The organism is Kribbella sp. WER1, from assembly GCF_054189145.1.
This window is the reverse complement of sequence record NZ_CM135186.1, coordinates 5,497,714-5,517,875: the sequence shown is the minus strand read 5'-3', so window position 1 is coordinate 5,517,875 and position 20,162 is coordinate 5,497,714. Positions and strand designations below refer to the sequence as shown.

General features: G+C 69.4%; 34 protein-coding genes. 23 read left to right on the top strand and 11 right to left on the bottom strand.

All coding sequences use genetic code 11. The annotated features are described in order from the left end of the window. Positions 1-7: 7 nt before the first annotated feature. Both ACXJJ3_RS26815 and ACXJJ3_RS26810 read left to right on the top strand, forming a co-directional pair. Positions 8-748, top strand: a complete 741-nt coding sequence (locus ACXJJ3_RS26815) for a hypothetical protein (RefSeq protein WP_458164611.1) — start codon at positions 8-10, stop codon at positions 746-748. Then, positions 748-1,092: a hypothetical protein gene (locus ACXJJ3_RS26810; RefSeq protein ID WP_458164610.1), complete on the top strand. Its 345-nt coding sequence runs from the start codon at positions 748-750 to the stop codon at positions 1,090-1,092. Before ACXJJ3_RS26815 ends, ACXJJ3_RS26810 begins: the two co-directional genes overlap by 1 nt. A gap of 7 nt (positions 1,093-1,099) precedes the next feature. Here ACXJJ3_RS26810 and ccsB read toward each other — a convergent pair whose 3' ends face one another. The 7 genes from ccsB to ACXJJ3_RS26775 all read right to left on the bottom strand — a co-directional run bounded on the left by ccsB (position 1,100) and on the right by ACXJJ3_RS26775 (position 7,327). Next, a complete protein-coding gene (gene ccsB, locus ACXJJ3_RS26805; protein WP_458164609.1) occupies positions 1,100-2,095 on the bottom strand; it encodes a c-type cytochrome biogenesis protein CcsB in 996 nt (331 codons plus the stop codon). Further along, entirely contained in the window at positions 2,092-3,663 is a 1,572-nt protein-coding gene (gene resB, locus ACXJJ3_RS26800; protein ID WP_458164608.1) for a cytochrome c biogenesis protein ResB, read from the bottom strand. The genes ccsB and resB overlap by 4 nt, the downstream gene beginning before the upstream one ends. Before the next feature lies 1 nt (position 3,664). Further along, entirely contained in the window at positions 3,665-4,408 is a 744-nt protein-coding gene (locus ACXJJ3_RS26795; RefSeq protein ID WP_458164607.1) for a cytochrome c biogenesis CcdA family protein, read from the bottom strand. Positions 4,409-4,412: 4 nt separating this feature from the next. Continuing rightward, positions 4,413-4,976: a TlpA family protein disulfide reductase gene (locus tag ACXJJ3_RS26790; RefSeq protein WP_458164606.1), complete on the bottom strand. Its 564-nt coding sequence runs from the start codon at positions 4,974-4,976 to the stop codon at positions 4,413-4,415. Continuing rightward, positions 4,976-5,599: a histidine phosphatase family protein gene (locus tag ACXJJ3_RS26785; protein ID WP_458171953.1), complete on the bottom strand. Its 624-nt coding sequence runs from the start codon at positions 5,597-5,599 to the stop codon at positions 4,976-4,978. Before ACXJJ3_RS26785 ends, ACXJJ3_RS26790 begins: the two co-directional genes overlap by 1 nt. Positions 5,600-5,636: 37 nt before the next feature. Then, complete coding sequence (gene hemL, locus ACXJJ3_RS26780) at positions 5,637-6,959, bottom strand: glutamate-1-semialdehyde 2,1-aminomutase (RefSeq protein WP_458164605.1); 1,323 nt, start codon at positions 6,957-6,959, stop codon at positions 5,637-5,639. A gap of 86 nt (positions 6,960-7,045) precedes the next feature. Next, entirely contained in the window at positions 7,046-7,327 is a 282-nt protein-coding gene (locus ACXJJ3_RS26775) for a helix-turn-helix domain-containing protein (RefSeq protein WP_458164604.1), read from the bottom strand. Positions 7,328-7,443: 116 nt separating this feature from the next. Here ACXJJ3_RS26775 and ACXJJ3_RS26770 point away from each other — a divergent pair, with 116 nt between their 5' ends. The 20 genes from ACXJJ3_RS26770 to ACXJJ3_RS26675 all read left to right on the top strand — a co-directional run bounded on the left by ACXJJ3_RS26770 (position 7,444) and on the right by ACXJJ3_RS26675 (position 16,344). Next, the gene (locus ACXJJ3_RS26770) at positions 7,444-7,674 is read left to right on the top strand and encodes a helix-turn-helix domain-containing protein (RefSeq protein ID WP_458164603.1); all 231 of its coding nucleotides are present in this window, start codon (positions 7,444-7,446) and stop codon (positions 7,672-7,674) included. Positions 7,675-7,775: 101 nt separating this feature from the next. Then, the gene (locus ACXJJ3_RS26765) at positions 7,776-8,057 is read left to right on the top strand and encodes a hypothetical protein (RefSeq protein WP_458164602.1); all 282 of its coding nucleotides are present in this window, start codon (positions 7,776-7,778) and stop codon (positions 8,055-8,057) included. Beyond that, entirely contained in the window at positions 8,054-8,305 is a 252-nt protein-coding gene (locus tag ACXJJ3_RS26760) for a hypothetical protein (protein WP_458164601.1), read from the top strand. The genes ACXJJ3_RS26765 and ACXJJ3_RS26760 overlap by 4 nt, the downstream gene beginning before the upstream one ends. Then, on the top strand, positions 8,302-8,646 hold the full coding sequence (locus ACXJJ3_RS26755) for a hypothetical protein (RefSeq protein ID WP_458164600.1): 345 nt from the start codon (positions 8,302-8,304) through the stop codon (positions 8,644-8,646). Before ACXJJ3_RS26760 ends, ACXJJ3_RS26755 begins: the two co-directional genes overlap by 4 nt. Then, on the top strand, positions 8,643-8,933 hold the full coding sequence (locus ACXJJ3_RS26750) for a hypothetical protein (RefSeq protein WP_458164599.1): 291 nt from the start codon (positions 8,643-8,645) through the stop codon (positions 8,931-8,933). The genes ACXJJ3_RS26755 and ACXJJ3_RS26750 overlap by 4 nt, the downstream gene beginning before the upstream one ends. Beyond that, positions 8,930-9,358, top strand: coding sequence for a hypothetical protein (locus tag ACXJJ3_RS26745; protein WP_458164598.1), 429 nt, complete (start codon positions 8,930-8,932; stop codon positions 9,356-9,358). Before ACXJJ3_RS26750 ends, ACXJJ3_RS26745 begins: the two co-directional genes overlap by 4 nt. Further along, a complete protein-coding gene (locus tag ACXJJ3_RS26740; RefSeq protein ID WP_458164597.1) occupies positions 9,351-9,728 on the top strand; it encodes a hypothetical protein in 378 nt (125 codons plus the stop codon). The genes ACXJJ3_RS26745 and ACXJJ3_RS26740 overlap by 8 nt, the downstream gene beginning before the upstream one ends. 3 nt (positions 9,729-9,731) lie before the next feature. Continuing rightward, positions 9,732-10,721, top strand: a complete 990-nt coding sequence (locus ACXJJ3_RS26735) for an ERF family protein (RefSeq protein ID WP_458164596.1) — start codon at positions 9,732-9,734, stop codon at positions 10,719-10,721. Next, positions 10,721-11,038 (top strand): hypothetical protein, encoded by a 318-nt coding sequence (locus ACXJJ3_RS26730; protein WP_458164595.1) that lies wholly within the window; start codon positions 10,721-10,723, stop codon positions 11,036-11,038. Before ACXJJ3_RS26735 ends, ACXJJ3_RS26730 begins: the two co-directional genes overlap by 1 nt. 3 nt (positions 11,039-11,041) lie before the next feature. Then, positions 11,042-11,386 carry a hypothetical protein gene (locus ACXJJ3_RS26725; protein WP_458164594.1) on the top strand — a complete coding sequence of 115 codons (345 nt, stop codon included), beginning with the start codon at positions 11,042-11,044 and terminating at the stop codon, positions 11,384-11,386. Then, a complete protein-coding gene (locus ACXJJ3_RS26720; RefSeq protein ID WP_458164593.1) occupies positions 11,386-11,703 on the top strand; it encodes a hypothetical protein in 318 nt (105 codons plus the stop codon). Before ACXJJ3_RS26725 ends, ACXJJ3_RS26720 begins: the two co-directional genes overlap by 1 nt. Continuing rightward, a complete protein-coding gene (locus tag ACXJJ3_RS26715) occupies positions 11,700-11,927 on the top strand; it encodes a hypothetical protein (protein WP_458164592.1) in 228 nt (75 codons plus the stop codon). The genes ACXJJ3_RS26720 and ACXJJ3_RS26715 overlap by 4 nt, the downstream gene beginning before the upstream one ends. Positions 11,928-11,989: 62 nt before the next feature. Beyond that, complete coding sequence (locus ACXJJ3_RS26710; RefSeq protein WP_458164591.1) at positions 11,990-12,538, top strand: hypothetical protein; 549 nt, start codon at positions 11,990-11,992, stop codon at positions 12,536-12,538. Further along, on the top strand, positions 12,535-12,933 hold the full coding sequence (locus ACXJJ3_RS26705) for a hypothetical protein (protein WP_458164590.1): 399 nt from the start codon (positions 12,535-12,537) through the stop codon (positions 12,931-12,933). Before ACXJJ3_RS26710 ends, ACXJJ3_RS26705 begins: the two co-directional genes overlap by 4 nt. A 156-nt stretch (positions 12,934-13,089) precedes the next feature. Further along, positions 13,090-13,368, top strand: coding sequence for a hypothetical protein (locus ACXJJ3_RS26700; protein WP_458164589.1), 279 nt, complete (start codon positions 13,090-13,092; stop codon positions 13,366-13,368). A gap of 163 nt (positions 13,369-13,531) precedes the next feature. Next, complete coding sequence (locus ACXJJ3_RS26695; protein ID WP_458164588.1) at positions 13,532-13,924, top strand: hypothetical protein; 393 nt, start codon at positions 13,532-13,534, stop codon at positions 13,922-13,924. 549 nt (positions 13,925-14,473) lie between these two features. Further along, positions 14,474-15,199, top strand: a complete 726-nt coding sequence (locus tag ACXJJ3_RS26690; protein WP_458164587.1) for a hypothetical protein — start codon at positions 14,474-14,476, stop codon at positions 15,197-15,199. Between the two features lie 91 nt (positions 15,200-15,290). Continuing rightward, positions 15,291-15,857: a M15 family metallopeptidase gene (locus ACXJJ3_RS26685; protein ID WP_458164586.1), complete on the top strand. Its 567-nt coding sequence runs from the start codon at positions 15,291-15,293 to the stop codon at positions 15,855-15,857. Continuing rightward, positions 15,854-16,141, top strand: a complete 288-nt coding sequence (locus ACXJJ3_RS26680; protein ID WP_458164585.1) for a hypothetical protein — start codon at positions 15,854-15,856, stop codon at positions 16,139-16,141. The genes ACXJJ3_RS26685 and ACXJJ3_RS26680 overlap by 4 nt, the downstream gene beginning before the upstream one ends. Next, positions 16,135-16,344 (top strand): hypothetical protein, encoded by a 210-nt coding sequence (locus ACXJJ3_RS26675; protein ID WP_458164584.1) that lies wholly within the window; start codon positions 16,135-16,137, stop codon positions 16,342-16,344. Before ACXJJ3_RS26680 ends, ACXJJ3_RS26675 begins: the two co-directional genes overlap by 7 nt. 163 nt (positions 16,345-16,507) lie before the next feature. Here the strand turns inward: ACXJJ3_RS26675 and ACXJJ3_RS26670 are convergent, their stop codons facing one another. From ACXJJ3_RS26670 to ACXJJ3_RS26655, 4 genes are all read right to left on the bottom strand, one after another. Continuing rightward, positions 16,508-16,783, bottom strand: a complete 276-nt coding sequence (locus tag ACXJJ3_RS26670; RefSeq protein ID WP_458164583.1) for a hypothetical protein — start codon at positions 16,781-16,783, stop codon at positions 16,508-16,510. Between the two features lie 17 nt (positions 16,784-16,800). Further along, a complete protein-coding gene (locus ACXJJ3_RS26665) occupies positions 16,801-17,370 on the bottom strand; it encodes an MmpS family transport accessory protein (protein ID WP_458164582.1) in 570 nt (189 codons plus the stop codon). A gap of 17 nt (positions 17,371-17,387) precedes the next feature. Continuing rightward, positions 17,388-17,600 carry a hypothetical protein gene (locus ACXJJ3_RS26660; protein WP_458164581.1) on the bottom strand — a complete coding sequence of 71 codons (213 nt, stop codon included), beginning with the start codon at positions 17,598-17,600 and terminating at the stop codon, positions 17,388-17,390. A 75-nt stretch (positions 17,601-17,675) separates the two neighbouring features. Then, on the bottom strand, positions 17,676-18,470 hold the full coding sequence (locus ACXJJ3_RS26655) for a tyrosine-type recombinase/integrase (protein WP_458164580.1): 795 nt from the start codon (positions 18,468-18,470) through the stop codon (positions 17,676-17,678). Positions 18,471-18,776: 306 nt separating this feature from the next. Between ACXJJ3_RS26655 and ACXJJ3_RS26650 the strand changes: the two genes are divergently transcribed. Beyond that, positions 18,777-20,147, top strand: coding sequence for a lytic transglycosylase domain-containing protein (locus ACXJJ3_RS26650; RefSeq protein ID WP_458164579.1), 1,371 nt, complete (start codon positions 18,777-18,779; stop codon positions 20,145-20,147). Positions 20,148-20,162 lie beyond the last annotated feature (15 nt).

Sequence of the window (20,162 nt, the reverse complement as noted above, 5' to 3'; positions counted from 1 at the left end):
GACGATCATGCGTCTTGGCGTTGTTGTCAGCACTCTCGCACTGGCGATGGCTCCGGTCCCGGCCGTTGCGGCGGTGCCGGCCGGTGACCCGGTGTACGAGTTCGCGGTGGCTCACCCGCTTGATCTGGCCGGGCTTGATCGGGTTTCGCGGCAGTACACCGGGGCAGGGATCGAGGTGAGTCTGAACGGCGTTGCCCAAGCGCTTCCGGGGCCCGAGGCGCAGCGGGTTCTCGATCGGCGGTGGGCGGCGCGGAAGGCCGGGAAGAACCCGGCGGACAACCTCAGCGTCGGGTTCGTCTGGGTGGGCACTGTCGCGCGGGGGATCTGGGACTTCCGGGACGGGTTCGTCGGCGGCGTCAGGCCCGAGGACCTCTCGAGTGTGCAGTTGGCTCTCGGGTGTACGCGGATCAAGCAGACGATCACGCGCACCTACGACTACACCAACGAGCAGACGGCGAATGCGGCGTACCTGTATCACGGCGGTTTGGGGACCAACGCGCCGATCAGTGCCGTGAAGGACGCGACGTCCGGCCACAAGATGGTCACCGACCACGGGGTGACCGACGTGATCCTCACCCGGCCCAAGGGCTGCTCCAAGCACGGCCACGGAGCGCAGTACACCTACGAGCACAACCAGGGTCAGTCCGGCTTCAGCGCCTCGGCCGGCTGGGGATTCCTCAGTGTCAGCTACAGCGGCAGCGGGGTCCACTTCCAGAAGGGCACCGACCCCTCCTACAAGACCTTCTGATGCCTGGCATCGCGGCAACCCTCGCCCTGGTCGGCACGCTGTTGACGCCGTCGGCAACCGACTGGATCACCGACTGCCAGTACGGCACCTACCGCGACCGGGCGAGTAACCGCCTGAGCTCCGGACGGCTCGAGACCGGGCTGTGCAGCTACTCGACCACCGCGGTGGCGCAGGTGAACATCCGGTACCGCAAGGAACGCGGAGCCCCTGTCACGCTGCGCTTCGCCTGGGAGTTCGTGAACAAGCAGGGCACCGTCCTGACCGGAACCCGCCACGACCTGGGGAAGTTCCGGCAGACCGCCGGGCAGACCAAGTACTACTCCTGGAAGTACCCGTTCCCATAGCCCCGGATCACAGGCCGGAGTAGGCGTGGAAGCCGGAGAGCAGCAGGTTGACGCCGACGAAGTTGAACAGGAACACGACCCAGCCGGTGATCGCGACCAGCGCCGCGCGGCGGCCGCGCCAGCCGGCGGTCGCGCGGGCGTGCAGGTAGGCGGCGTACACCACCCAGGTCACCAGCGACCAGACCTCCTTGGGGTCCCAGCCCCAGGCGCGGCCCCAGGCGTAGTACGCCCAGATCGGGCCGGCGACCAGGACGCCGAACGTCCAGATCGGGAACGAGAACGCGTGCACCTTGTAGGCGATGGCGTCGATCGCCTCGGACGTGGGGACGCGGCGCAGCGCGGCCGGCATCGGCTTGCCGTCGACTGCCTTCGCCTCGGCCCGGGACTTGATCAGGTACAGCACCGAGGCCAGCCCGCCGAGGGTGAACCCGCCGCCGGCGATCGCGGCCGCCGACACGTGGATGACCAGCCAGTACGAGTGCAGAGCCGGCAGCAGGTCTCCGGCGGGGACGTAGAAGGCCAGTACGGCGATGCCGAGGGCCGCGGTGATGACGAACGTGACACCCAGGCCGAGCCACTGGAGCCGCTGCCGCTTGAGCAGCGCGAGGTAGACGATCGCGACCGCCAGCGACGCGGTGATCGAGAACTCGTACATGTTGCCCCACGGCACCCGGCCCGCGGCCAGACCGCGGGTCAGCACACCGCCCGCGTGCAGCACGAAGGCGAGCACGGTCAGCAGGACGCCGATCCGGCTGGCCTGCTCACCGCGCACCGACGACGGCTCGTCGTCCGCGGCAGCCTCGACGGTCGAGGAGTCGGTGGCGGCCGGGACCTCGGCGCCGTCCGCTGCGACCAGGACCTTCGACTCGGCGGTCTCGTCCTTCTTCACCACCCGCAGTCCGACGGCCCACTCCACGGCGTGCGCGAGCATGGCGAGCGCGTAGATGATCGTCGCCGTCGGGATCAGCAGATTCGACAGTTGCGCCAGGGTGGCCGAGTTCATACCTGCTCCTGCTTCCTCAGAGCCTTCACGATCGCGTCGATCTCGTCACCGAGCCCACGCTCCAGTCCCCGGTCGAGACCGGCGACCTCGACCACGGTACGCCCGTCCTGCTCCCGGACGCGCACCCAGGTACGCCGCGGGTGCACGAACAGCGAGCCCATCAGGCCGAGAATCGCCAGCAGGATGCCCGCCAGCGCCACGTTCGTCCCGGGTGTGTGGCTGACCTGCAGCTTCACCCACCGGCTGTAGCCGTCGAACGTGATCGACCCGGCCTTGTCGGGCAGCGCGGCGCTCTGACCGGGCGCCAGCTGGAACCGCCACTTGTCACCGTTCTGCGTGAACTGCGTCAGCTTCGACTTGTCCAGCTGGTAGACCGACTCCGGCTTCCCGGTCTCGGGCTGCGGGCGCCCGTAGTACCCGGTCATCACCAGCGCCGGGTTCAGGCTGTCGGGGAACATCGACACCGGGCCCTGCTGGCCGATCACGGCGGTCGGCAGGAAGTAGCCCTCGAAGCCGAGCGTCTTCGGCCGGGCGTCCGGGGCCTTGATGACGCCGAACGACGAGAAGTTCGCGTCCTGCGGCAGGAACGGTGCCGGTCCGGAGAACGCCACGTTGCCCTGGCCGTCGCGGACCGTGACCCGTGGCGCGTACCCGTGACCGAGCAGGAACACGGTCGAGCCGTCCACGTTCAACGGGTGGTTCACCTCGAGCAGGTACGACTTCTCCGGGGCATCCGGCGTCTCCTGGTACTGCAGCTGCGCCTTGAACGACCGCGCCGCGCCCTTCTGGGGCCCGTCCTGCTGGAACTTGACCTGGAAGTCCTTGACGGTCAGCGAGAACGGCGGCAGGTCGTCGTCGCCGCTGAAGGCGCGGCCCGGGGTGAAGTCGTCGTACTGCGCGACCGAGTTCGAGAAGCCGTTGCCGACGACAACCAGCACGGTGCCGTGGTAGCCGAACAGCGAGCCCCAGGCGACGCCGATCAGGGCGAGGATCAGCGAGAAGTGGAAGAGCAGGTTGCCGGCCTCGCGGAGGTAGCCGCGCTCGGCGCCGACGGCACCGTCGTACGCCTGGACGCGGAAGCGGCGGCGCTTCAGCTCCCGTGTCGCCACCTCGAGCACGTCACCGGGGGCGTCGACCTCGAAGCTCTGGTAGCCGGACAGCCGGTTCAGGTTCCGCGGCGGCTTCGGCGGGCGGGCGCGGAGCGCCTTGAAGTACACCGACAGCCGCGGTACGACGCAGCCGATCAGCGAGATGAACAGCAGCAGGTAGATCGCCGAGAACCACGCGGACTTGTAGACGTCGAAGAGCCCGAGCTTGTCGTAGAACGGGCCGAGCTTCGGGTGCGCGGCGAGGAAGTCCGAGACCTTGATCGGGTCGATCGGGGTCTGCGGGATCAGCGACCCGGGCACCGCGCCGAGCGCCAGCAGGAACAGCAGCACCAGCGCGGTCTTCATCGAGGTCAGCTGCCGCCACATCCAGCGCAGCCAGCCGACCAGGCCGAGGGCCGGCGGCGGCTCGTTGCCGGAGTTGCCCGTCGGTGCGGTGATGGAGTCCTTGACCTCGGTCATCTCAGACCGCCGATCCGAAGTTGGCGACCCACTGCCGAAGGTCCGCGGTCATCGAGTCCCACACTCCCGTCAGCAGCAGCAGTCCCACCGCGATCATCAGTACGCCGCCGATCCGGATCACCAGCAGCTGGTGCTTGCGGACCCACGCCACCGCGGCCAGCATCCGCCGGAACGCCAGCGCCGCCACGATGAACGGGATCCCGAGCCCGAGGCTGAACACCAGCGCGAGCGTGGCGCCGCGCCCGGTGCTGCCCTGGGTGGTGGCCAGCGTCATCACGGTCCCGAGCGTCGGCCCGATACACGGGGTCCACCCGAAACCGAACAGTACGCCGAGCAGCGGCGCGGCCGCGATCCCGACCGCCGGCACCCGGTGCACGCGGACGTCGCGCTGCAGGAAACCGAACCCGCCGAGGAACACCACCCCGAGCACGACGGTGAACGCGCCGAGTACCCGGGTGATCGCGGTCTGGTGGTCGATCAGCAGGTCACCGACCTTGCCGAACAGCACGCCGGTGAGGATGAACACGGCGGAGAACCCGGCCACGAACAGCGCCGTACCGGCCAGCATCCGGCCGCGCTTCCCGGAGCCGAGCTCGGCGGCGGACAGACCGGTGACGTACGACAGGTAGCCGGGCAGCAGCGGTACGACGCACGGCGAGAAGAACGAGATCGCTCCGGCCAGCACGGCGATCGGCAGCGCGACCAGCATCGAGCCCGTCATCGACGAGGCGAACCACTGTCCCATCAGCTCAACCGGCGTCCTTCACCATGCCGAGCAGGGTCTGCTTGGTGACCTCGCCGACAACCCGCCCCGCGACCTTGCCGTTCTTGTCGATCACCAGCGTGGTCGGGATCGCGGCCGGCGAGATCTGACCGCGGAACCGCAGCAGCGCCTTGCCGTTCGGGTCGTAGACGTTCGGGTACGGAACGCCGAACTCCTGCACGAACTTCTTCGCCGGCGCCGGGTCGAGGTCCCGCGTGTTCAGCCCGACGAACTGCACCGATGGGCCCAGCTCCTTCGCGGCCGCGACCAGGTCGGGCGCTTCCTTGCGGCAGGGCGGGCACCACGAGCCCCACACGTTCAGGACGACGACCTTGCCCTTCTGCTCCGACAGGGTCCAGGTCTTGCCGTCGAGCGTCTTCCCGGTCAGCTCCGGCGCGGCCTCACGCTTCGCGGCGGCGAACACCGACACGTTGCCGTTGCCGCTCACGAAGCCTGCCTGGCCCTGGCGGTTCTGCGCCGCCTGCTGACCCGACGAGCACGCGGTCACCGCCAGTAGCACAGCGGCGGTCAACAGTACGGCGCGTCGCATCAGGCCCCTCCGACGAACTTCTTCGGGTGTTTCACCGGGAGCAGGTCCTTCGCTGGTTCGGAGTAGCCGACCGAGACGATCTGGTCGCCGTGGAACGTGAACGACGTCAGGCTCGCGAGGCTGCACTGGCGTTTGCGTGGGTCGTGGAACATCCGGCGTCCCTCGATCGCGGAGCGGACGATCCAGATCGGCAGCTGGTGCGAGACGATCAGCGCCTCGTGGCCGGCGGCCTTCTGGCGGGCCGTCTCGACGGCGTCCCGCATCCGGCGGACGAGCTGCGGGTACGGCTCGCCCCAGGACGGCTTGAACGGGTTCCGCAGCAGCCACCAGGCGCTCGGGTTCTTCAGCGCGCCGTCGCCGACGCCGAACTTCTTGCCCTCGAACAGGTTCGCGGCCTCGATCACCCGCTCGTCGATGTCCGGGGTGATCCCGAACACCTTGGCGATCGGCTCGATCGTCTCCTGGGCCCGTTCCAGCGGCGAGCAGACCAGGTGCACGATGTCGCGGCCCTTCACGTGCTCCGCGACCCGCTCGGCCATCTGCCGGCCGAGCTCGGACAGGTGGTACCCGGGGATCCGGCCGTACAGCACACCGGTCGGGTTGTACACCTCGCCGTGCCGCATCAGGTGCACGACCGTGGTTTCGGTCACCGCTGTCCTCTCACTCTTGTACGGCGGCGGCCGCGCGGGCTGCCGGTGCCAGTGCGGACTCCAGCTCCGCCAGCGCGTCGTCGTCGATCGCCGCGCTCACGAACCAGGCCTCGAACGCGCTCGGCGGCAGGTAGACGCCGGCGTCCAGCATGGCATGGAAGAACGCCGTGAACCGGGGCAGCACCTGGGCGTTGGCTCCGGCGAAGTCCCGGATCTCGGCAGGTCCCTCCGAGGACTCCACGAAGAAGACGCTGAAGAGGTTCCCGGCCGCGGAGATGACGTGCGGCACACCTTCCTTGTCCAGCGCGGTCGACACCAGCCGCTGGATGGTGAGCGAGGTCTCGTCGAGCTTCGCGTACACCTCGTCGGTGGCCAGCCGGAGCGTGGTCAGGCCGGCGGTGGTGGCGACCGGGTTCCCGGACAGGGTTCCGGCCTGGTACACCGAACCCTCCGGCGCCAGGTGCGCCATCACGTCGGCGCGCCCGCCGAAGGCCGCGGCCGGGAAGCCGCCGCCCATCACCTTGCCGAACGTCATCAGGTCCGGCCGTACGCCGTCCACGCCGAACCAGCCGGACTTGGTGATCCGGAACCCGGTCATCACCTCGTCGGAGATGAACAGCGCGCCGTTCTCCTTGCACACCTGGGCGAGGAAGCCGTTGAAGTTGTCCCGCGGCGGGACGACGCCCATGTTGCCCGGCGACGCCTCGGTGATCACTGCCGCGATCTGGTCGCCGTACTCCGCGAACGCCGCCGTCACGGCCGCCTGGTCGTTGTACGGCAGCACGATCGTGTCGGCCGTGGTCGCCTCGGTGACGCCCGGCGTCCCCGGGATGCCCAGCGTCAGTACGCCGGAACCTGCCTGCGCGAGCAGTGCGTCCACGTGACCGTGGTAGCAGCCGGCGAACTTGACGATCTTGTTCCGCCCGGTGAACCCGCGGGCCAGCCGCAGCGCGGACATCGTGGCCTCGGTCCCGGACGACACCAGCCGGACCTTGTCCACCGGCGTCCGGGCGACGATCTCCTCGCCGAGCAGTACTTCGGTCTCGGTCGGCGTCCCGTACGACGTACCGCGGGCAACCGCGGTCTGGACGGCGGCGATCACCTCGGGGTGGGCGTGGCCGAGCAGCAGCGGGCCCCAGGAACTGACCAGGTCGAGGTACCGGTTGCCGTCGACGTCGGTCATGTGACATCCGTCACCGGAGGCCATGAAGCGCGGGACGCCGCCGACGGCGCGGAACGCCCGGACCGGAGAGTTGACCCCGCCCGGGGTGACAGTGGAGGCCCTGTCGAAGAGCTTGGCGGACTGTTCTGTGTGATCGGGCACGCCGGCCATTCTCCCCCCGCGGTCACGGGGGCCGATCACCAGGGCAGGGCAGATTTCCGGTCCCGATCGTTCCCAGGGGGTTCACAGGCGCTTTGTTACGCGCCAGTAACGCCCCGGTTTGGTGACGGGGAGTCACCTCGACCACCCAGGAGAACGGCGGGGTGGATGCCGAACTCGGTCGCGATGATGCCGATTTCCTCCAGCCGGAACGGGGTCTTACCCCGCAGTCGCTCGGAGACGCTGACCTGCTTGATGCCGAGGATCTCGGCCAGCTGGACCTGTGTTACGCGCCGGCGCGCCATGTGAGCGCGCACTTCCTCCGCAACCTGGTCGACCAGATCGGTCGACAGGTCGGGCAGAACCTTCAGGGTGCTCATACCGAAGATGCTAAGCGGCGTAGCGGGTCAATTACAAGCTGAGCCGATACACCATTCCGCGACACCCGTAGTTCTACTGTTTGACACAGTACTGGATCATCCGTTAGAACACTGTCATGACCAACACCCCCGCCGAACGGATCGGTGCGAACGTCCGGGCCGAGATGGCGCGGCACAACATCTCGCAGACCTCGCTCGCCTTGCAGCTGTCGCTCTCGCAGGCGTCGGTGTCGAGTCGCCTGCGCGGCGAGATCGCGTTCGACGTGAACGAGCTGCACCGCGTCGCCGGCTTCCTCGGCGTCCCCGTGGCCGTCCTGCTCGCCGAGCAGCCCGCCACCACCCCGTAGCCGGGTCGTCCTGTCCGCGTACGGATTTCCCTCCCCCTCGGTCCGTGCGCCCCTCACGGACAGGGCGACCCCACCCACCCCAACCAACCGGAGAACCAGACATGGCAGAGATCGATCCGAACCCCGCACCGACGTACGACCAGGCCGAGCAGGCTGCCGAGCAGTCCGCGCGGCAGTCGATGTACCCGAGGTATGTCCCCGCCGTACACACCGGCAACTACCAGGACCGCATGTACCGGCTCGGCCGGGCGATCGCGGACCCGATGATCAGCACCGAGCGGGCGGACGCGATCCTCTCGGCCGCCATCCGGATCCACAAGGCGTACACGCAGACCGCCGCGCACGACTCGCTGATCGAGGCATGGGCGGTGCGGCACCGATGACCTACCGCCCGTCGACACAGCAGCAGCTCTACCCCTCGACCACGGCCACCGTGCAGCGGCAGGCCCGGCCGTCGTACCGGTGGCCCGCCGCGATCGCGTCTGGCGCCATCGTCGCTATCGCGGCCGTCGCGTCGTACACGGTCCTCACCCTCGACGGCTCGGGTCGTCAGGTGGTCGACCACTCCCAGGTCCCCGCACCGACCGCCGTCCCCGCCCCGCCCACGACCTGCGAAGGAGTAACCCGATGAGCCTCAGGAAGATCATGCAGGTGTCGTGCGATTCGGCCGAGCTGCTGATGAGCAGGCTGTACGCCGATGAGGGCACCACCGACGACTACCGCGCCGTGCTGGCCGCCAGCCGCGAGGATCGGCACGCACTGACGCTGAGGTGCAGGTACGGCGCGGCCGAGGCGTTCAACGTCAAGGACGCACGCCAGAAGGCGGACGACGCGGGGTGGGTCCGGCACCGGGAGACGGTGCGGAAGTACTACGGGACCGACCAGACCGAGCGGCGGACGTTCGACCTGTGCCCGGTGTGCGCACCGAACGTCGTGGACCAGGCGACCGAGCTGGCGGAGGCCGCGCGATGAGCCTCTACCGCGCCTCGGTGGTCGTGGACGCCCTCAACCGACAGGGCAAGTTCGCCGCCCACCTCGACCCGACCACCAAGGGCGGATCCGGACAGATCGTGATCCGCCACGTCGACACCGGCAACGTGGCCGCCCGGCTCTACCTCCCGGCGTACGACGGCGACTTCTACGAGTGGTTCGCCGCGCCGTTCTACACCGCGCGGCGCCACCCCGGCACCGCGACCCTGGAGGAGCTGGTGCGTGCGCTCGCAACCGCCCTGCTGGACGAGGCGGTGAAGCGGCCATGACGATCACGACCCCGCGCCCGGCGTACGACGCGCTCCCGAAATGGTCCGCGGAACGCCAGCTGGCCGACATGCTCGGACAGCCGCACCTCGCGGTCGAGGTCGCCTCGCACCTCGGCCCGGCGCTGTCGGCCCGGCTCGCTGACCGCATCCGCACCGTGGTCGAAGGCATGGAAGCCGCGGTGGATCGGGCGGGTGCCGCGTTGGCCGGCGCCGCGTCGATCGCGTGGGAAGGACTCGACGGGCTGCCGCCGGAGTGCGGGACCCCGGAGGCGCCGACCTGTCTGCGGTGCGGTGGTGAGCTGCGCTGGCACGCCGGGATGGGCGTGTGGCAGGTCCGGTTGCCCGCAGACATGGGCTGGACGGATCAGTGCCCGCTGAGCTCGGACCGCTACCACCGGCACCCGGAGGAGGTGGCCCGTGGCTAGCCACCTGAAGCCGGTGGCCGGGGGTGCCGCTGCTACGGCATCCCCGGCCACCCAACCCCGCTACACCATGACCCAGGACGAGTACGACGAAATCCGGCTCGAGATCTGGTGCGAGCCGTGGAAAGACCCGCAGCTGTTCCCGGACCTGCTCGTGCACCTGGTCGCCGCGCTCGGCGCCCTCGCAATGCGGCCGGTTGAACAGCTCGAAGACCTCTGCGCGCCGCACCCGGTCGTGGACGACGACGCCGCCGCCGAGTGGGCAACCGACCTGCTCCGGGAGTGCTTCGGCCGCGCCCGGTCCGGCGTGCCGTTCGGTGAGCCGGAAACCGTGTGGGGCGACCTCGGCCCGACCAACCCGAAGGACGTGTGACCGTTGACCGAAGCAACAACACCGATCGAGGGCCAGCTGCTCACCTTCCCGGGCACGCCCGAACTCAACGCCGCGCTTGCCGCCGTACAGGCCGAGCTGCCCTCGGTGCACAAGGCCGAGACCGCCGACACCGGCAGCTACACCTACAGCTACGCCGATCTGGCGTCGGTGTCTGCTGCCGTGCTACCCCTGCTCGGCGCGCACGGTCTCGCGTTCACCGCCTGGCCGTCCGTCAACGACCAGGGGAAGTTCGTGCTGCGGTACGAGCTGCTGCACAAGTCGGGTGAGCAGAAGGCCGGCGAGTACCCGATCGGCGGCGGCAACGCACAGCAGATCGGGTCATCGATCACGTACGCCCGGCGGTACGCGCTGTGCGCCGTGACCGGAGTCGCGCCGGACGATGACGACGACGCAGCCGCGGCTGTGGGCGCCCGCGAGGTGCAGCAGACCGAGCAACACCAGGCCACAGACCGGGCACGGCACGCCGCCGTGGACGCTGTCCGTGGGGCCTGGTTCAACCAGTACGGCGAGTGGAACCTGACAGCAGCGTCGGACATGTTCAGTACGTGGTCGCGCGGGGGCGACCTGCGCACGGCGTCGGTCGACCAGCTGAAGAGCTTTGCCGGGTACCTGCACACGCTGCCGGTCGCCGAGGCGGGTAGCACGCCGGACCCGACGCCGCCGGCCACCGATCAGCCGCGGGAAGCGCAGTCGGCCCGGCCGATGACGCCCCGGCAGCGCGGGATGCTGTTCGCCCTGCTCGGCGACCTCGGCATCAACGACGCCAACGACCAGCGCGAGCACATCGGCCGCATCCTCGAACGGCCGATCGAGTCCCGCGGCGACCTCACCTCCGATGAGGCGAAGGCCGTGATTGACGCCCTGCAACAGGGTGTCCCGATAGCTGGTGACGGGGCTGCCCCGTCCGCAACAGATGCGGGCGCGGTACCTATGGCTGTGTCGCCCGCAGCCCCGTCACCTGGCAACGCCTGATGCCCCGGCGGAAGACGGTACGGCGGACCGGACCGCCGACCTGCAACGACTGCGGAGCACTGATCGTGTTCGTGCGCATGGTTGCCACGGACAAGCAACTCCCGGTCGACCCCATCCCGGTTGCTGACGGCAACGTGTGCGCCCGGCTGATCGGGAACCGGCTGCACGGCTACGTGATCACCGAGGACCGCCCACCCAACCCCGGCATGCAGCGGTACGCCGCGCACTTCGGGACGTGCACTGACCGGCAGGACCGGCGCAAACCGAAGCCGACACCTGCACCGCCCGCAACCCTGTTCGACCTACCCAAGGAGTAACGCGTGACCGACGCATCGAAGGCCGTGAAGCTGGCCGGGCGCCTGCCCGGCAGCACCGAACACAACGGCATGTCCGCTGTCGTACGCGACCTGCTGACCGAGCCGGAAACCACCCGGCTCGCCGTGATCGAGTACGACGTACCGAAGATCGTCACCGACGTGGAGACCGGCGACCGGGTGCCGACGCTGCGGGTGCTGCGGATCGAGCCCGCCGGCGGCGACAAGGAAGAGGGTTACCGGGCGCTGCGCGAGCTGATGCTGTCGGCCGCGGAGAACCGGTTGGGGCACACGCCGTTGCCGTTCGATGAGGTCGACGGTGTGGCCGTGCTCGAAGGCGAGAACGACTGATGGCCCGCAAGCTCGGCGTCGATGGTCAGGCGGTCGCGTACGCCGTGCTCGAAGGTCTGATGAACGAGCGCGGCACGTTGCCGATGTGGGAGTCGCAGGACAGCAACGGCATCGCGCATCACCTGTTGGAGGCGGCGGACGTGGAGTACCAGCCGCGGGCCCGAAAGCTCATCCTCACGTTCGACCTCAGCGAACCGGACGACCCGTGGGCCGGGGCGGGGAATGAGCCCGTCGCGTACACGCCGGTCCCGCAGCTGGACCACAGCGCAGCGGAGAACGCCGCCGCGGCAGCCGAAGCAGGAGAGGACGCACCGTGAGCAAGCTGCACCAGGTCAGCGAGCAGCAGCTGGCCGACGCGTTCACCGAGTGGGAGCGCCGGTACCGCGAGGAACCGGAGCGGTTCATGGCCGAGGCGCGGCGTCTGCTGAAGACGACCCCGGAGAGCTACGGGGAGGCGTGCGCGCCGTACCTGCTCGCGATCCTCGCCGAACAGGCCGGGGAGACCGAGACCGTGCCCGCCCCCAGCCCACAGGCGGAATGAGCTGGTGGCCGTCCCCGTAACGCATCGGGGGCGGGGACGGCCACCCTGATCAGGAGACCACGTTGACGCGTCTCACCAAGCCCATCGCCGTCTCCGTGCACGGCGACCCACGCACCAAAGGGTCGATGAAGTGCATAGGCAAGATCGGCAACCGCAAACACGTCCTGGTCGAGGACCAGGGAGCCGCCGTGAAGAAGTGGCGGCGCATCGTAGACCCCGCCGGGGACACTCTGCGCGAGTTGGCCGGCGGGGTCCTTGCATGCCCGCTCGGCGTCGAGCTGGTGTTCACCCTCGACCGCCCGGCGGGTGTGTCCGTGTGGGACAGGCCCTGGCCGCACGTCCGGGTCGGCGACGTCGACAAGCTGGCCCGCTGCATCCTCGACGCGCTGACGGTGCACCACGACCGCAAGACCAACACCATGCACGGCGTGCTGGCCGATGACGCGGTCGTTTGCGAGCTGCTGTGCAGGAAGGTGTACCCGGACACTCCCGACGCGCCAGATCGGCTCACACGGCCTGGCGTGGTGATCCGGCTGTACCCGATCACCGAGCCGCCGGCCGAGCTGCCGTACGAACACGTCCTCGACCAGGACGAGAGGACCGGCGCGTGAGCGGCCGCATCGTGGGCGAGGTCATGCACCACGCCCCCGAGGACCTGCCGCGCCTGGACTACCTCGTGCTGCTGTGCCTCGCCGAGGATGCCCACGACAAGGACCGCACAGCACGCAAGGAGTGCTCGGCCGAGATCATCGCCTACAAGGTCCGCCCCCCGTCGACACCAGCCAGCGTCCGGCAGGCCCTGAAGCGACTCAAGGACCGTGCCCTGATCCGGCCCGTACACGCCAAGCCAAGCCGCGGCCACCAACAGAACTGGACCGTTGCGAAGCTGTCCAGCTACCACCGGGAGGGCGCCCGGGTAATCCCGCTAAAGCGTGACTTCCAGGAGTCACGCAATCCAGGTGATCCGGACGACCCCGAAAGCGTGACCTCTGGAAGTCACACATAGACCCTGTGGATAAACCCCGAATGCGTAACTAAAAGCGTAACTAAACGCCCGAGAAAGCGTGACCTCTGGAAGTCACACCACCCGTAAAAGCCACCCGTAACAACCCGTATCTAGTACCCCAGCCATCTAGGTAAGTGCACTCGGAAGGACCCGAACGTGAGCACCGAATTGCAGACGCAAACCGACCCCCACAACCACCCCCCTCGTTGCTGCTGCCCGAACGAGATCAACCGCGTCGGCCGCTGGCACCAGGACGGCGAGGACGACGCCCACGAGCTCTTCCAGTGCGACGACGACTGTCGATGCCCGGCATGCCCCGTGCACGGCACCAAGCCGGACCCGATCGAGTGCCCGCAGTGCCGCCAGCCCGTAGGCCGGCCCCACACCGAGTTCTGCACCCTTGCCCCCGGCAACGTCTGGAACGGCATCCTGTGAGCCGCCGCTCGGTCTGGCGCCTGGCCATGACCAGCGGGGCCGAGACGCCCTGGTACGCCAGCTGCGGTGTCTGCCCGTGGATCGTTGCCGCCAACACCCAACGCGTAGCCTTCGGGTACGCCGAACGCCACCTCTGCCCACCGCGCTACGACCGGAGATCCCGATGACCGACGTACAGCTACCCGACCCCGACACCCTCACCTTCCGGCAGCTCTGGGCGATCAAAGCCGCCACCGGCATCAACCCCATCGAATGCGACGCATCCGAGCAGATCGCCGCCCTGTACTGGTACGCCCGCCAGGAAGCCGGCCGCCCGATCCCGTGGCCCGAGGTCCAGGACATGAACCCCAAGCGGCTCATCCCGCTCATGGACGACCTACGCGACCGGGTCGCCGCCGAACAAGCCGCGGCCGAAGCCATCCGCTCACAGCGCGCAGACGCCGCCGCCCTAGCCGAAGATCTCGCCGCGCTCGGTGAACCCGCACCCGTCGCAGCGGAGCCGACCACGGACCCCACATCGGCGGGGGCTACCTCACCAGCGACCTCACGCGCCTAGCCCTCGCCACCGGGATCAGCCCCGCCGAGCTCCGTGATTGCACCATCGCCGAACTCGCCTGGCTGACCCACCTCGTGACCAAGCGCACCCCACCCACCCATGACCAGCCCTGACCCGCAAGCCTTCCGCCGCACCCACCAGTGGCGCCGCCTCGCAGCATGGGTCATCCGCCGAGACCAGGGCGTGTGCTGGAGATGCGGAGGACCAGGCGCCACAGACGCCGGCCACGTCATCCCCGCCATCACACGCCCTGACCTGGTGTTCGACCCCACCAACGTACGGGCCGAGCACGCCACCCGAGCAGTGGCAGCGCAGTACGGGTACGACTGCCCAGGCAATCGCAACATCGGTGCACGCGAGCGCAGACCAAGCGGACGCAGGGCATGGTGATTGTCGCAATGAATGTCTCAACTCGCGGCCGCGGGGCGCAATCGCCAATCATCACGCTCGGTAGCCGTTTTGGCCTCGCCGCCCCGGCTGGCGCGCGTGCGACCGAGCCGGCCGGCGTCGACGCCGTACTGAAGTTCCCACCGGAGGAGGTGACCAGCGATGAACCGCGGTAGAGCCGTCGTCGTCGGCCTGGCCGTGGTCGGGTTCGTCGGTGGCCTGTCCGGGCTCGCGGTCACGGCCCGCGACCGGCAGCAGCAGGCCGACCAGACCGCGACCGCGCGTTCCGAGCTCGCGGACCTGGCCGAGGCGAACCGGCGCGCCTGCGAGCGGGACCCTGCCGCCGCAGCCCGGATGCTGGGCGCCGGCGTCTGCCAGCAGGCGAAGGAGATCACCGAGCGGCCCGTGAAGGGCGACAAGGGAGACCAGGGTGACACCGGTGCTCGTGGTCCTGTCGGCCCGCAGGGCGACCAGGGACCGCGCGGCCCGCAGGGCTCGCCTGGTCCGCAGGGGGCGGCCGGGAAACCTGGTGCTGCCGGGGCTACAGGCGCCCCAGGAGCGTCCGGGAAGCCCGGAGCTACAGGTGGGGCCGGGAAACCCGGTCAGGACGGCGTAGCGGGCGCGCAGGGACCGGCGGGTGAGGCCGGCCCAAAAGGCGACCAGGGACCTGCGGGACCAGCGGGCGAGGCGGGGCCGGCGGGGCCTGCCGGTCCGCAGGGGCAACCCGGCTCGCCTGGTCCGACCTGTCCAGCCGGTAGCCACACCGAAGAGATCACCGTGGTCACGACCGATCACCCCGAAGGCGTCCGAACTGTCGGCTGTGTCGAAGACGATCAGGCGTCCCCCACCCCCACCCCGACACCCGCTCTACTGAATCGGAGGCGCTGAAGTGGCCACCAGCCAGAACGGCTATCGAGCCAACGAACCCAGCCGCACACAGACTTACCCGATCCCCGGCACGGCCCGGAGGATCCGGCTCGTGAAGGGCGCCCCAGGCGAACTGCTCGTGCACTGGGCTGCCTGGTTCCACGCCCACGTCGAACGCATCGACGTCGGCGAGTACGACGATTGGGGGTACGCCGAACGCCCCATCCGCGGCTCTACGACGACGCTGTCCAACCATGCGTCGGGGACCGCGATCGACCTCAACGCCGTCGATCACCCGCTCGGCCGGCGCGGCACCTTCACCGCAGCCAAGACCGCGGCGATCCGGGCGCGGCTGAAGGCGTACGGCGGCTGCATCCGGTGGGGCGGGGACTACAAGAACCGCGCGGACGAGATGCATTTCGAGATCGTGCGGGACCCCGACGCGTGCGCCGCCGTGCTCCGCGCGCTCACCAGCACTCCGACCGGCACAACCGCTACGCGCCCGCCGGCAGCCAAGCCCCAACCAGAACAGGACGACGACATGCCCACCGAACAGCAGCTCCGCGAGATCGTGAAGGACGAAGTCGAGAAGTACTTCCACCGGTTCTTCAGCCCCGGCGGGACCGGGAAGGACATCCGCGACCAGCTCACCCGCATCGAGAGCGGGCTCAAGAAGTGACCCGCCCGGTGATGGCGCTCGCCGCCACGGTGGCCGGCGCGTCCGCGCTGACCGGTGTACTCGCCGCCACCCCCGAGGTGCCGCGCTGGCTGCTGGTCGCGCTCGCCGGAGTGACCGCGGTCGGTACGGCGGTCGGCGGGATCGTGACCCAGACCCAGACCGCGCCGTGGAAGGAGGTCGCCGCCCGGAAGCTCCAGGACGGGACCGTGGTCGCCGGCCCCGCATCCTCGGTCACGACCGGGGCGACAGTCGACGTGACGAAGGGAGAAGACGAGCCGTGGTGATGGAACCGAGCTTCGACGTGGGGCCGGTCGACCCCGCGCCGGTCGAGTACGACGTACCACGGTCCGAGGACCGCAAGCAGTGCCCCGGGCACGAGTCGATCGTCGGCGTCGTGACGCACCCGGTGTACCCGGACGACTGCCTCCGGGACGGGTTCGACACCGACCCGGCCGACGAACCGTACGACCCGACACTCAGGCGGTAGGCTCGGCGGCGACTGCTGATTGACCCCAGCAACGACGACACCCCCCAGACGATGTCTTGGGGGGTGTCGCCTTTTCCGCGGTCCCGGCGGCGAGTAGCCGGAGCTACCCCCACTGGGCATTCAGCCTCGCGGCCGTCCGCATCAGGGGGGCCGGGCCGCGAACCTAGCCCGGGAAGTACCCGTACCGCCGGTTCGGGTCCTTCGTCTCGGGCGCCGGCGCCTGGCCGGACTTGGCATTGTCGGTCGCGCAGATGTGCGGCCCGTCGTGGCCGGCAGGTTCACCGCAGATGTGGCCCGACTTCCCGTCGTGCCACGCCGCACGGCACTGCTTCACGATCCCGTGTTGCTCGCGCACCTTGTCGACCTCGGCGATCTCGGCCAGCTCATCGGCCGGCTGGATCGAGGCGTCATCGTGCGGGGGCTGGTCTCCGGTAACCATGTTGCGGAGCATACCGGTCACTCGGTGCCGAAGTGATCACAGGAGGCGATCGCGTAGGCGCCCGTGGCCGTAGCTGTCTTGACCTGCACACCATCGAGCACGATCGAACAAACCACCGTCCCCGACGTACCCGAGTTCTGCGCGGACACCTGGTACGCGTTCATCGGCCCGGACTTCACGGTGAGCTGCTTCGACCACGGCAACCGCTGGTCGCTCGCCTGCTCCATGCTGGTCGACCCGTCGATGGTGTACGTCAACGACGCAGCCTTGGCTGTGCCGGCCACCTTGTAGACGACCACGTGCCCGTCCTTCGGCTTGGCCGGCGCGGTCGTCGTCGCGGCTGCGGTCGGCTTGCCCGCGGCCGTCTTGCTCGGCGAGGACCCCGCGCCCGGCGTACCGGTGTTCTGCGGCGGCGCGATCAACGCGACCACGACCAGGAGCACGACCACCCCGCCGATGATCAGCAGCACGTTCCGCACCGTGTGCTTCTTCTTCGGCGGCGGGGGCGGCTGCCAGCCGGGCGGCGGCATCTGCGGGTTGCGGTACGGCTCGTGCGGGTCCTGCGGGCCTTGCTGGTACTGCGACATGGTGGGTTCCTCCCCCGTCAGGTGTTGGATTGCGGGTCGTCGGACGGCTTGAGCTCCGGCCATCCGCGTTCGGTGCGGCGGACCGGCGCCGGGTCACCCGGCGGGTACACGACCCGCCGGATCTCCAGCAGCGTCGACTCGCAGCTGTGCATGAACGTTCGGCCCTCGAAGATCTCCCGGACCTGCGCGACCTGCGCGGCCGGATCGGGTGTAGATAGGGTGGTGGTCACGATCAGGACCTCTCTCCGGTGGTTCTGGTCGAGGCCCCGGCCGGTGTGGGAGCACCAGGCCGGGGCCGACTGCTGTCAGACCGTCAGTCGACGGATCGTCTCTTGCATGCTGAGGTCTGCGACCTCGGTGTAGATCTGGGACGAAGCCAGGTTCGCGTGCCGCAGCAGCTGCTGAGTCACCCGCGAGTCCTTCCCGACCCGTTGCGCGTGGGTGCCGTACCAGTGCCGGAGCTGGTGGGCGGTGACCTCGAACCCGCACCGCCGGAACGCCTCACCGATGGTCTTCGTCACGGTCGGGGACCACACGTGCCCGTCGTCGCGGCCGGGGAACCAGAACCCCTGCTCGGGGAACCCATTGCGCAGCTGCTCGACCGCCGGGTGGACCGGGATCGCGGCCGCCTTGTCCCCCTTGCCGGTCACGTAGTACCAGCCGTCCCGGAACTCCTCGCCCCGCACCTTGGCGATCTCGTGGACACGCAGCCCCAGGAACGTCGCGAGCGTGACGTACGCGCGGGCCCGGCGAGGCTGTGTCGTCAGCACAGCGCGGATCGCGTCGGACGGCGCCGGCCTCGCAGTAGTGCGCGGTGTCTTCGGGACCGGTACGCCGTCCATCGGGTTGTCGATTCGGTAGCCACGGGCAACCAACCACGCGAACCAGGCGCGGGCACTGGTCGAGTAGGTGCAACGCGTCCAAGCCGCGGTGCAGGACGCTAGCCACCGGACCGCCTGCATGGTGGCGATCGACACCGGGTCAGCCGTCCCGGCGTGGGCGCAGAGAAGCCGCACACTCGTTGTCCGCGTGCGGATCGTGTTCTCGGAGGCGCCACCGGCGCGGAGCCAATCGCTCCACTCTTCGAGCCGTTCGTGCATGGGTCGCTCCTCCCGTGATCGGCGGCACTCACGCTGCCACCGGAGCTTCCCGGACGGACCCCGTGTCCGGTATGGACCGGTGAGCCTGCCCCAAAAAGTGAACGTTTTCAACACTTGCAGTAGCCATCCGAACCGGATATGCGCCAGTATGGGTACCCGGTGACCGCACGTACATGGTCTGGGTCCGGCGCGTAACCCACGCAACGGGGCGGACGTTAGACCTAACACGACGGCAACCGACAAGACGCAAAGACTGTCCGCAGCGTGGGGCCGGACCGGTCGTTGAGTCACGGAGGGGATTCATCGATGGCGAAGGGCAAGCGCCGCGCCACGGGTAGCGGGTGGCGTCAGGTGGCGCCGCTGATCCCGGTAGCGCTGTTCGCGAGCGCGTTCACCGTCAGTGCCACGGACAATCCGGTGATCGCCACCGCGTCACTGGAGAGCGGCCTGTCCGGGAACAACCCGGTCGTCGTGCCGAAGCTGCCGATCGCTGAGCCGGCGAACGTGCCGGTGCCGGGCACCGTCGGGCCCGGGGTCGACCCCGGCGAGCAGCCGACCCAGGTGGTCTCCGGGCTGTCCAGCAACGGCATCCCGAACACCGCGCTGAAGGCCTACTCGCGGGCCCAGCAGGTGCTGGCGCAGGCGGATCCGGGCTGTCACCTGCCGTGGACGCTGGTGGCCGCGATCGGCCGCGTCGAGTCCAACCACGGCCGCTTCGGCGGCAACTCGCTGAACTCGAAGGGCGTCGCCGTGCCGGGCATCTTCGGACCGCGGCTGGACGGTTCGGCCGGGACGGCGAAGATCGCCGACACCGACGCGGGGGCGTTCGACGGCGACGGCGCGTTCGACCGCGCGGTCGGCCCGATGCAGTTCATCCCCAGCACCTGGCGAGCTGTGGGAGTGGACGGCGACGGCGACGGCGTGCGGAACCCGCAGGACATCAACGACGCGGCGATGTCGACCGCGGTGTACCTGTGCTCCGGAAAGACCGACCTGTCCAAGGCGAGCGACCTGAACGCCGCGCTGCTGCGCTACAACCACTCCCAGCAGTACGCCGACCTGGTGACCAGCATCGCCAAGGCGTACGCGGGTGGCAGCTGGATCGCGGTCGGCGACGGGACCACCGGCAACGACGACCTGAAGGCCGGCGACCAGATCGGCGACCAGACGATCAACCCGCCGACGGACAAGGACCTGCCGAAGGCGATCGACATCCCGACGCCACCGCCGGTCACGCCGACCCCGGTCATCACCGACGAGCGCGGCGGCACCCGTCCGACCGCGACGCCGACCCCACGGCCGACGACCGAGAAGCCGACGGACAAGCCCACGGCCACGCCGCCGCCGGTGATCCCGACCCCGACGAAGCCGACCGCCCGGCCGACGACGCCGACCACGACCACCCCGCCGCCGCCCGGCGTCGCAACGCTGAAGACGGCCGCCGGCCTGATCGTCGGTACCGTCGGCAGCACCTTGCACGAGCTGCAGACGGCCACCACGTACTGCCAGACCCAGATGGCGAAGGTGACGATCACCAAGCCGACGCAGGAGCAGCTGCAGAAGTGCGTGACCGCCTACCAGACGGGCGGTACGAAGGCCGTCGACCAGGTGATCCGCAACCTGCTGTCGCTGCTCGGCCTGCTGGGCGTCCTGGGTGGAGGCGTCCTCGGGAGCTGATCCTCCCAACCAACC

Excerpts from the sequence above, each read along its gene's own strand:
- ACXJJ3_RS26815 (WP_458164611.1), top strand. The coding sequence starts at position 8 with ATGCGTCTTGGCGTTGTTGTCAGCACTCTCGCACTGGCGATGGCTCCG.
- ACXJJ3_RS26810 (WP_458164610.1), top strand. The coding sequence starts at position 748 with ATGCCTGGCATCGCGGCAACCCTCGCCCTGGTCGGCACGCTGTTGACG.
- ccsB (WP_458164609.1), bottom strand. The coding sequence starts at position 2,095 with ATGAACTCGGCCACCCTGGCGCAACTGTCGAATCTGCTGATCCCGACG.
- resB (WP_458164608.1), bottom strand. The coding sequence starts at position 3,663 with ATGACCGAGGTCAAGGACTCCATCACCGCACCGACGGGCAACTCCGGC.
- ACXJJ3_RS26795 (WP_458164607.1), bottom strand. The coding sequence starts at position 4,408 with ATGGGACAGTGGTTCGCCTCGTCGATGACGGGCTCGATGCTGGTCGCG.
- ACXJJ3_RS26790 (WP_458164606.1), bottom strand. The coding sequence starts at position 4,976 with ATGCGACGCGCCGTACTGTTGACCGCCGCTGTGCTACTGGCGGTGACC.
- ACXJJ3_RS26785 (WP_458171953.1), bottom strand. The coding sequence starts at position 5,599 with ATGCGGCACGGCGAGGTGTACAACCCGACCGGTGTGCTGTACGGCCGG.
- hemL (WP_458164605.1), bottom strand. The coding sequence starts at position 6,959 with ATGGCCGGCGTGCCCGATCACACAGAACAGTCCGCCAAGCTCTTCGAC.
- ACXJJ3_RS26775 (WP_458164604.1), bottom strand. The coding sequence starts at position 7,327 with ATGAGCACCCTGAAGGTTCTGCCCGACCTGTCGACCGATCTGGTCGAC.
- ACXJJ3_RS26770 (WP_458164603.1), top strand. The coding sequence starts at position 7,444 with ATGACCAACACCCCCGCCGAACGGATCGGTGCGAACGTCCGGGCCGAG.
- ACXJJ3_RS26765 (WP_458164602.1), top strand. The coding sequence starts at position 7,776 with ATGGCAGAGATCGATCCGAACCCCGCACCGACGTACGACCAGGCCGAG.
- ACXJJ3_RS26760 (WP_458164601.1), top strand. The coding sequence starts at position 8,054 with ATGACCTACCGCCCGTCGACACAGCAGCAGCTCTACCCCTCGACCACG.
- ACXJJ3_RS26755 (WP_458164600.1), top strand. The coding sequence starts at position 8,302 with ATGAGCCTCAGGAAGATCATGCAGGTGTCGTGCGATTCGGCCGAGCTG.
- ACXJJ3_RS26750 (WP_458164599.1), top strand. The coding sequence starts at position 8,643 with ATGAGCCTCTACCGCGCCTCGGTGGTCGTGGACGCCCTCAACCGACAG.
- ACXJJ3_RS26745 (WP_458164598.1), top strand. The coding sequence starts at position 8,930 with ATGACGATCACGACCCCGCGCCCGGCGTACGACGCGCTCCCGAAATGG.
- ACXJJ3_RS26730 (WP_458164595.1), top strand. The coding sequence starts at position 10,721 with ATGCCCCGGCGGAAGACGGTACGGCGGACCGGACCGCCGACCTGCAAC.
- ACXJJ3_RS26720 (WP_458164593.1), top strand. The coding sequence starts at position 11,386 with ATGGCCCGCAAGCTCGGCGTCGATGGTCAGGCGGTCGCGTACGCCGTG.
- ACXJJ3_RS26695 (WP_458164588.1), top strand. The coding sequence starts at position 13,532 with ATGACCGACGTACAGCTACCCGACCCCGACACCCTCACCTTCCGGCAG.
- ACXJJ3_RS26690 (WP_458164587.1), top strand. The coding sequence starts at position 14,474 with ATGAACCGCGGTAGAGCCGTCGTCGTCGGCCTGGCCGTGGTCGGGTTC.
- ACXJJ3_RS26670 (WP_458164583.1), bottom strand. The coding sequence starts at position 16,783 with ATGGTTACCGGAGACCAGCCCCCGCACGATGACGCCTCGATCCAGCCG.
- ACXJJ3_RS26665 (WP_458164582.1), bottom strand. The coding sequence starts at position 17,370 with ATGTCGCAGTACCAGCAAGGCCCGCAGGACCCGCACGAGCCGTACCGC.
- ACXJJ3_RS26655 (WP_458164580.1), bottom strand. The coding sequence starts at position 18,470 with ATGCACGAACGGCTCGAAGAGTGGAGCGATTGGCTCCGCGCCGGTGGC.
- ACXJJ3_RS26650 (WP_458164579.1), top strand. The coding sequence starts at position 18,777 with ATGGCGAAGGGCAAGCGCCGCGCCACGGGTAGCGGGTGGCGTCAGGTG.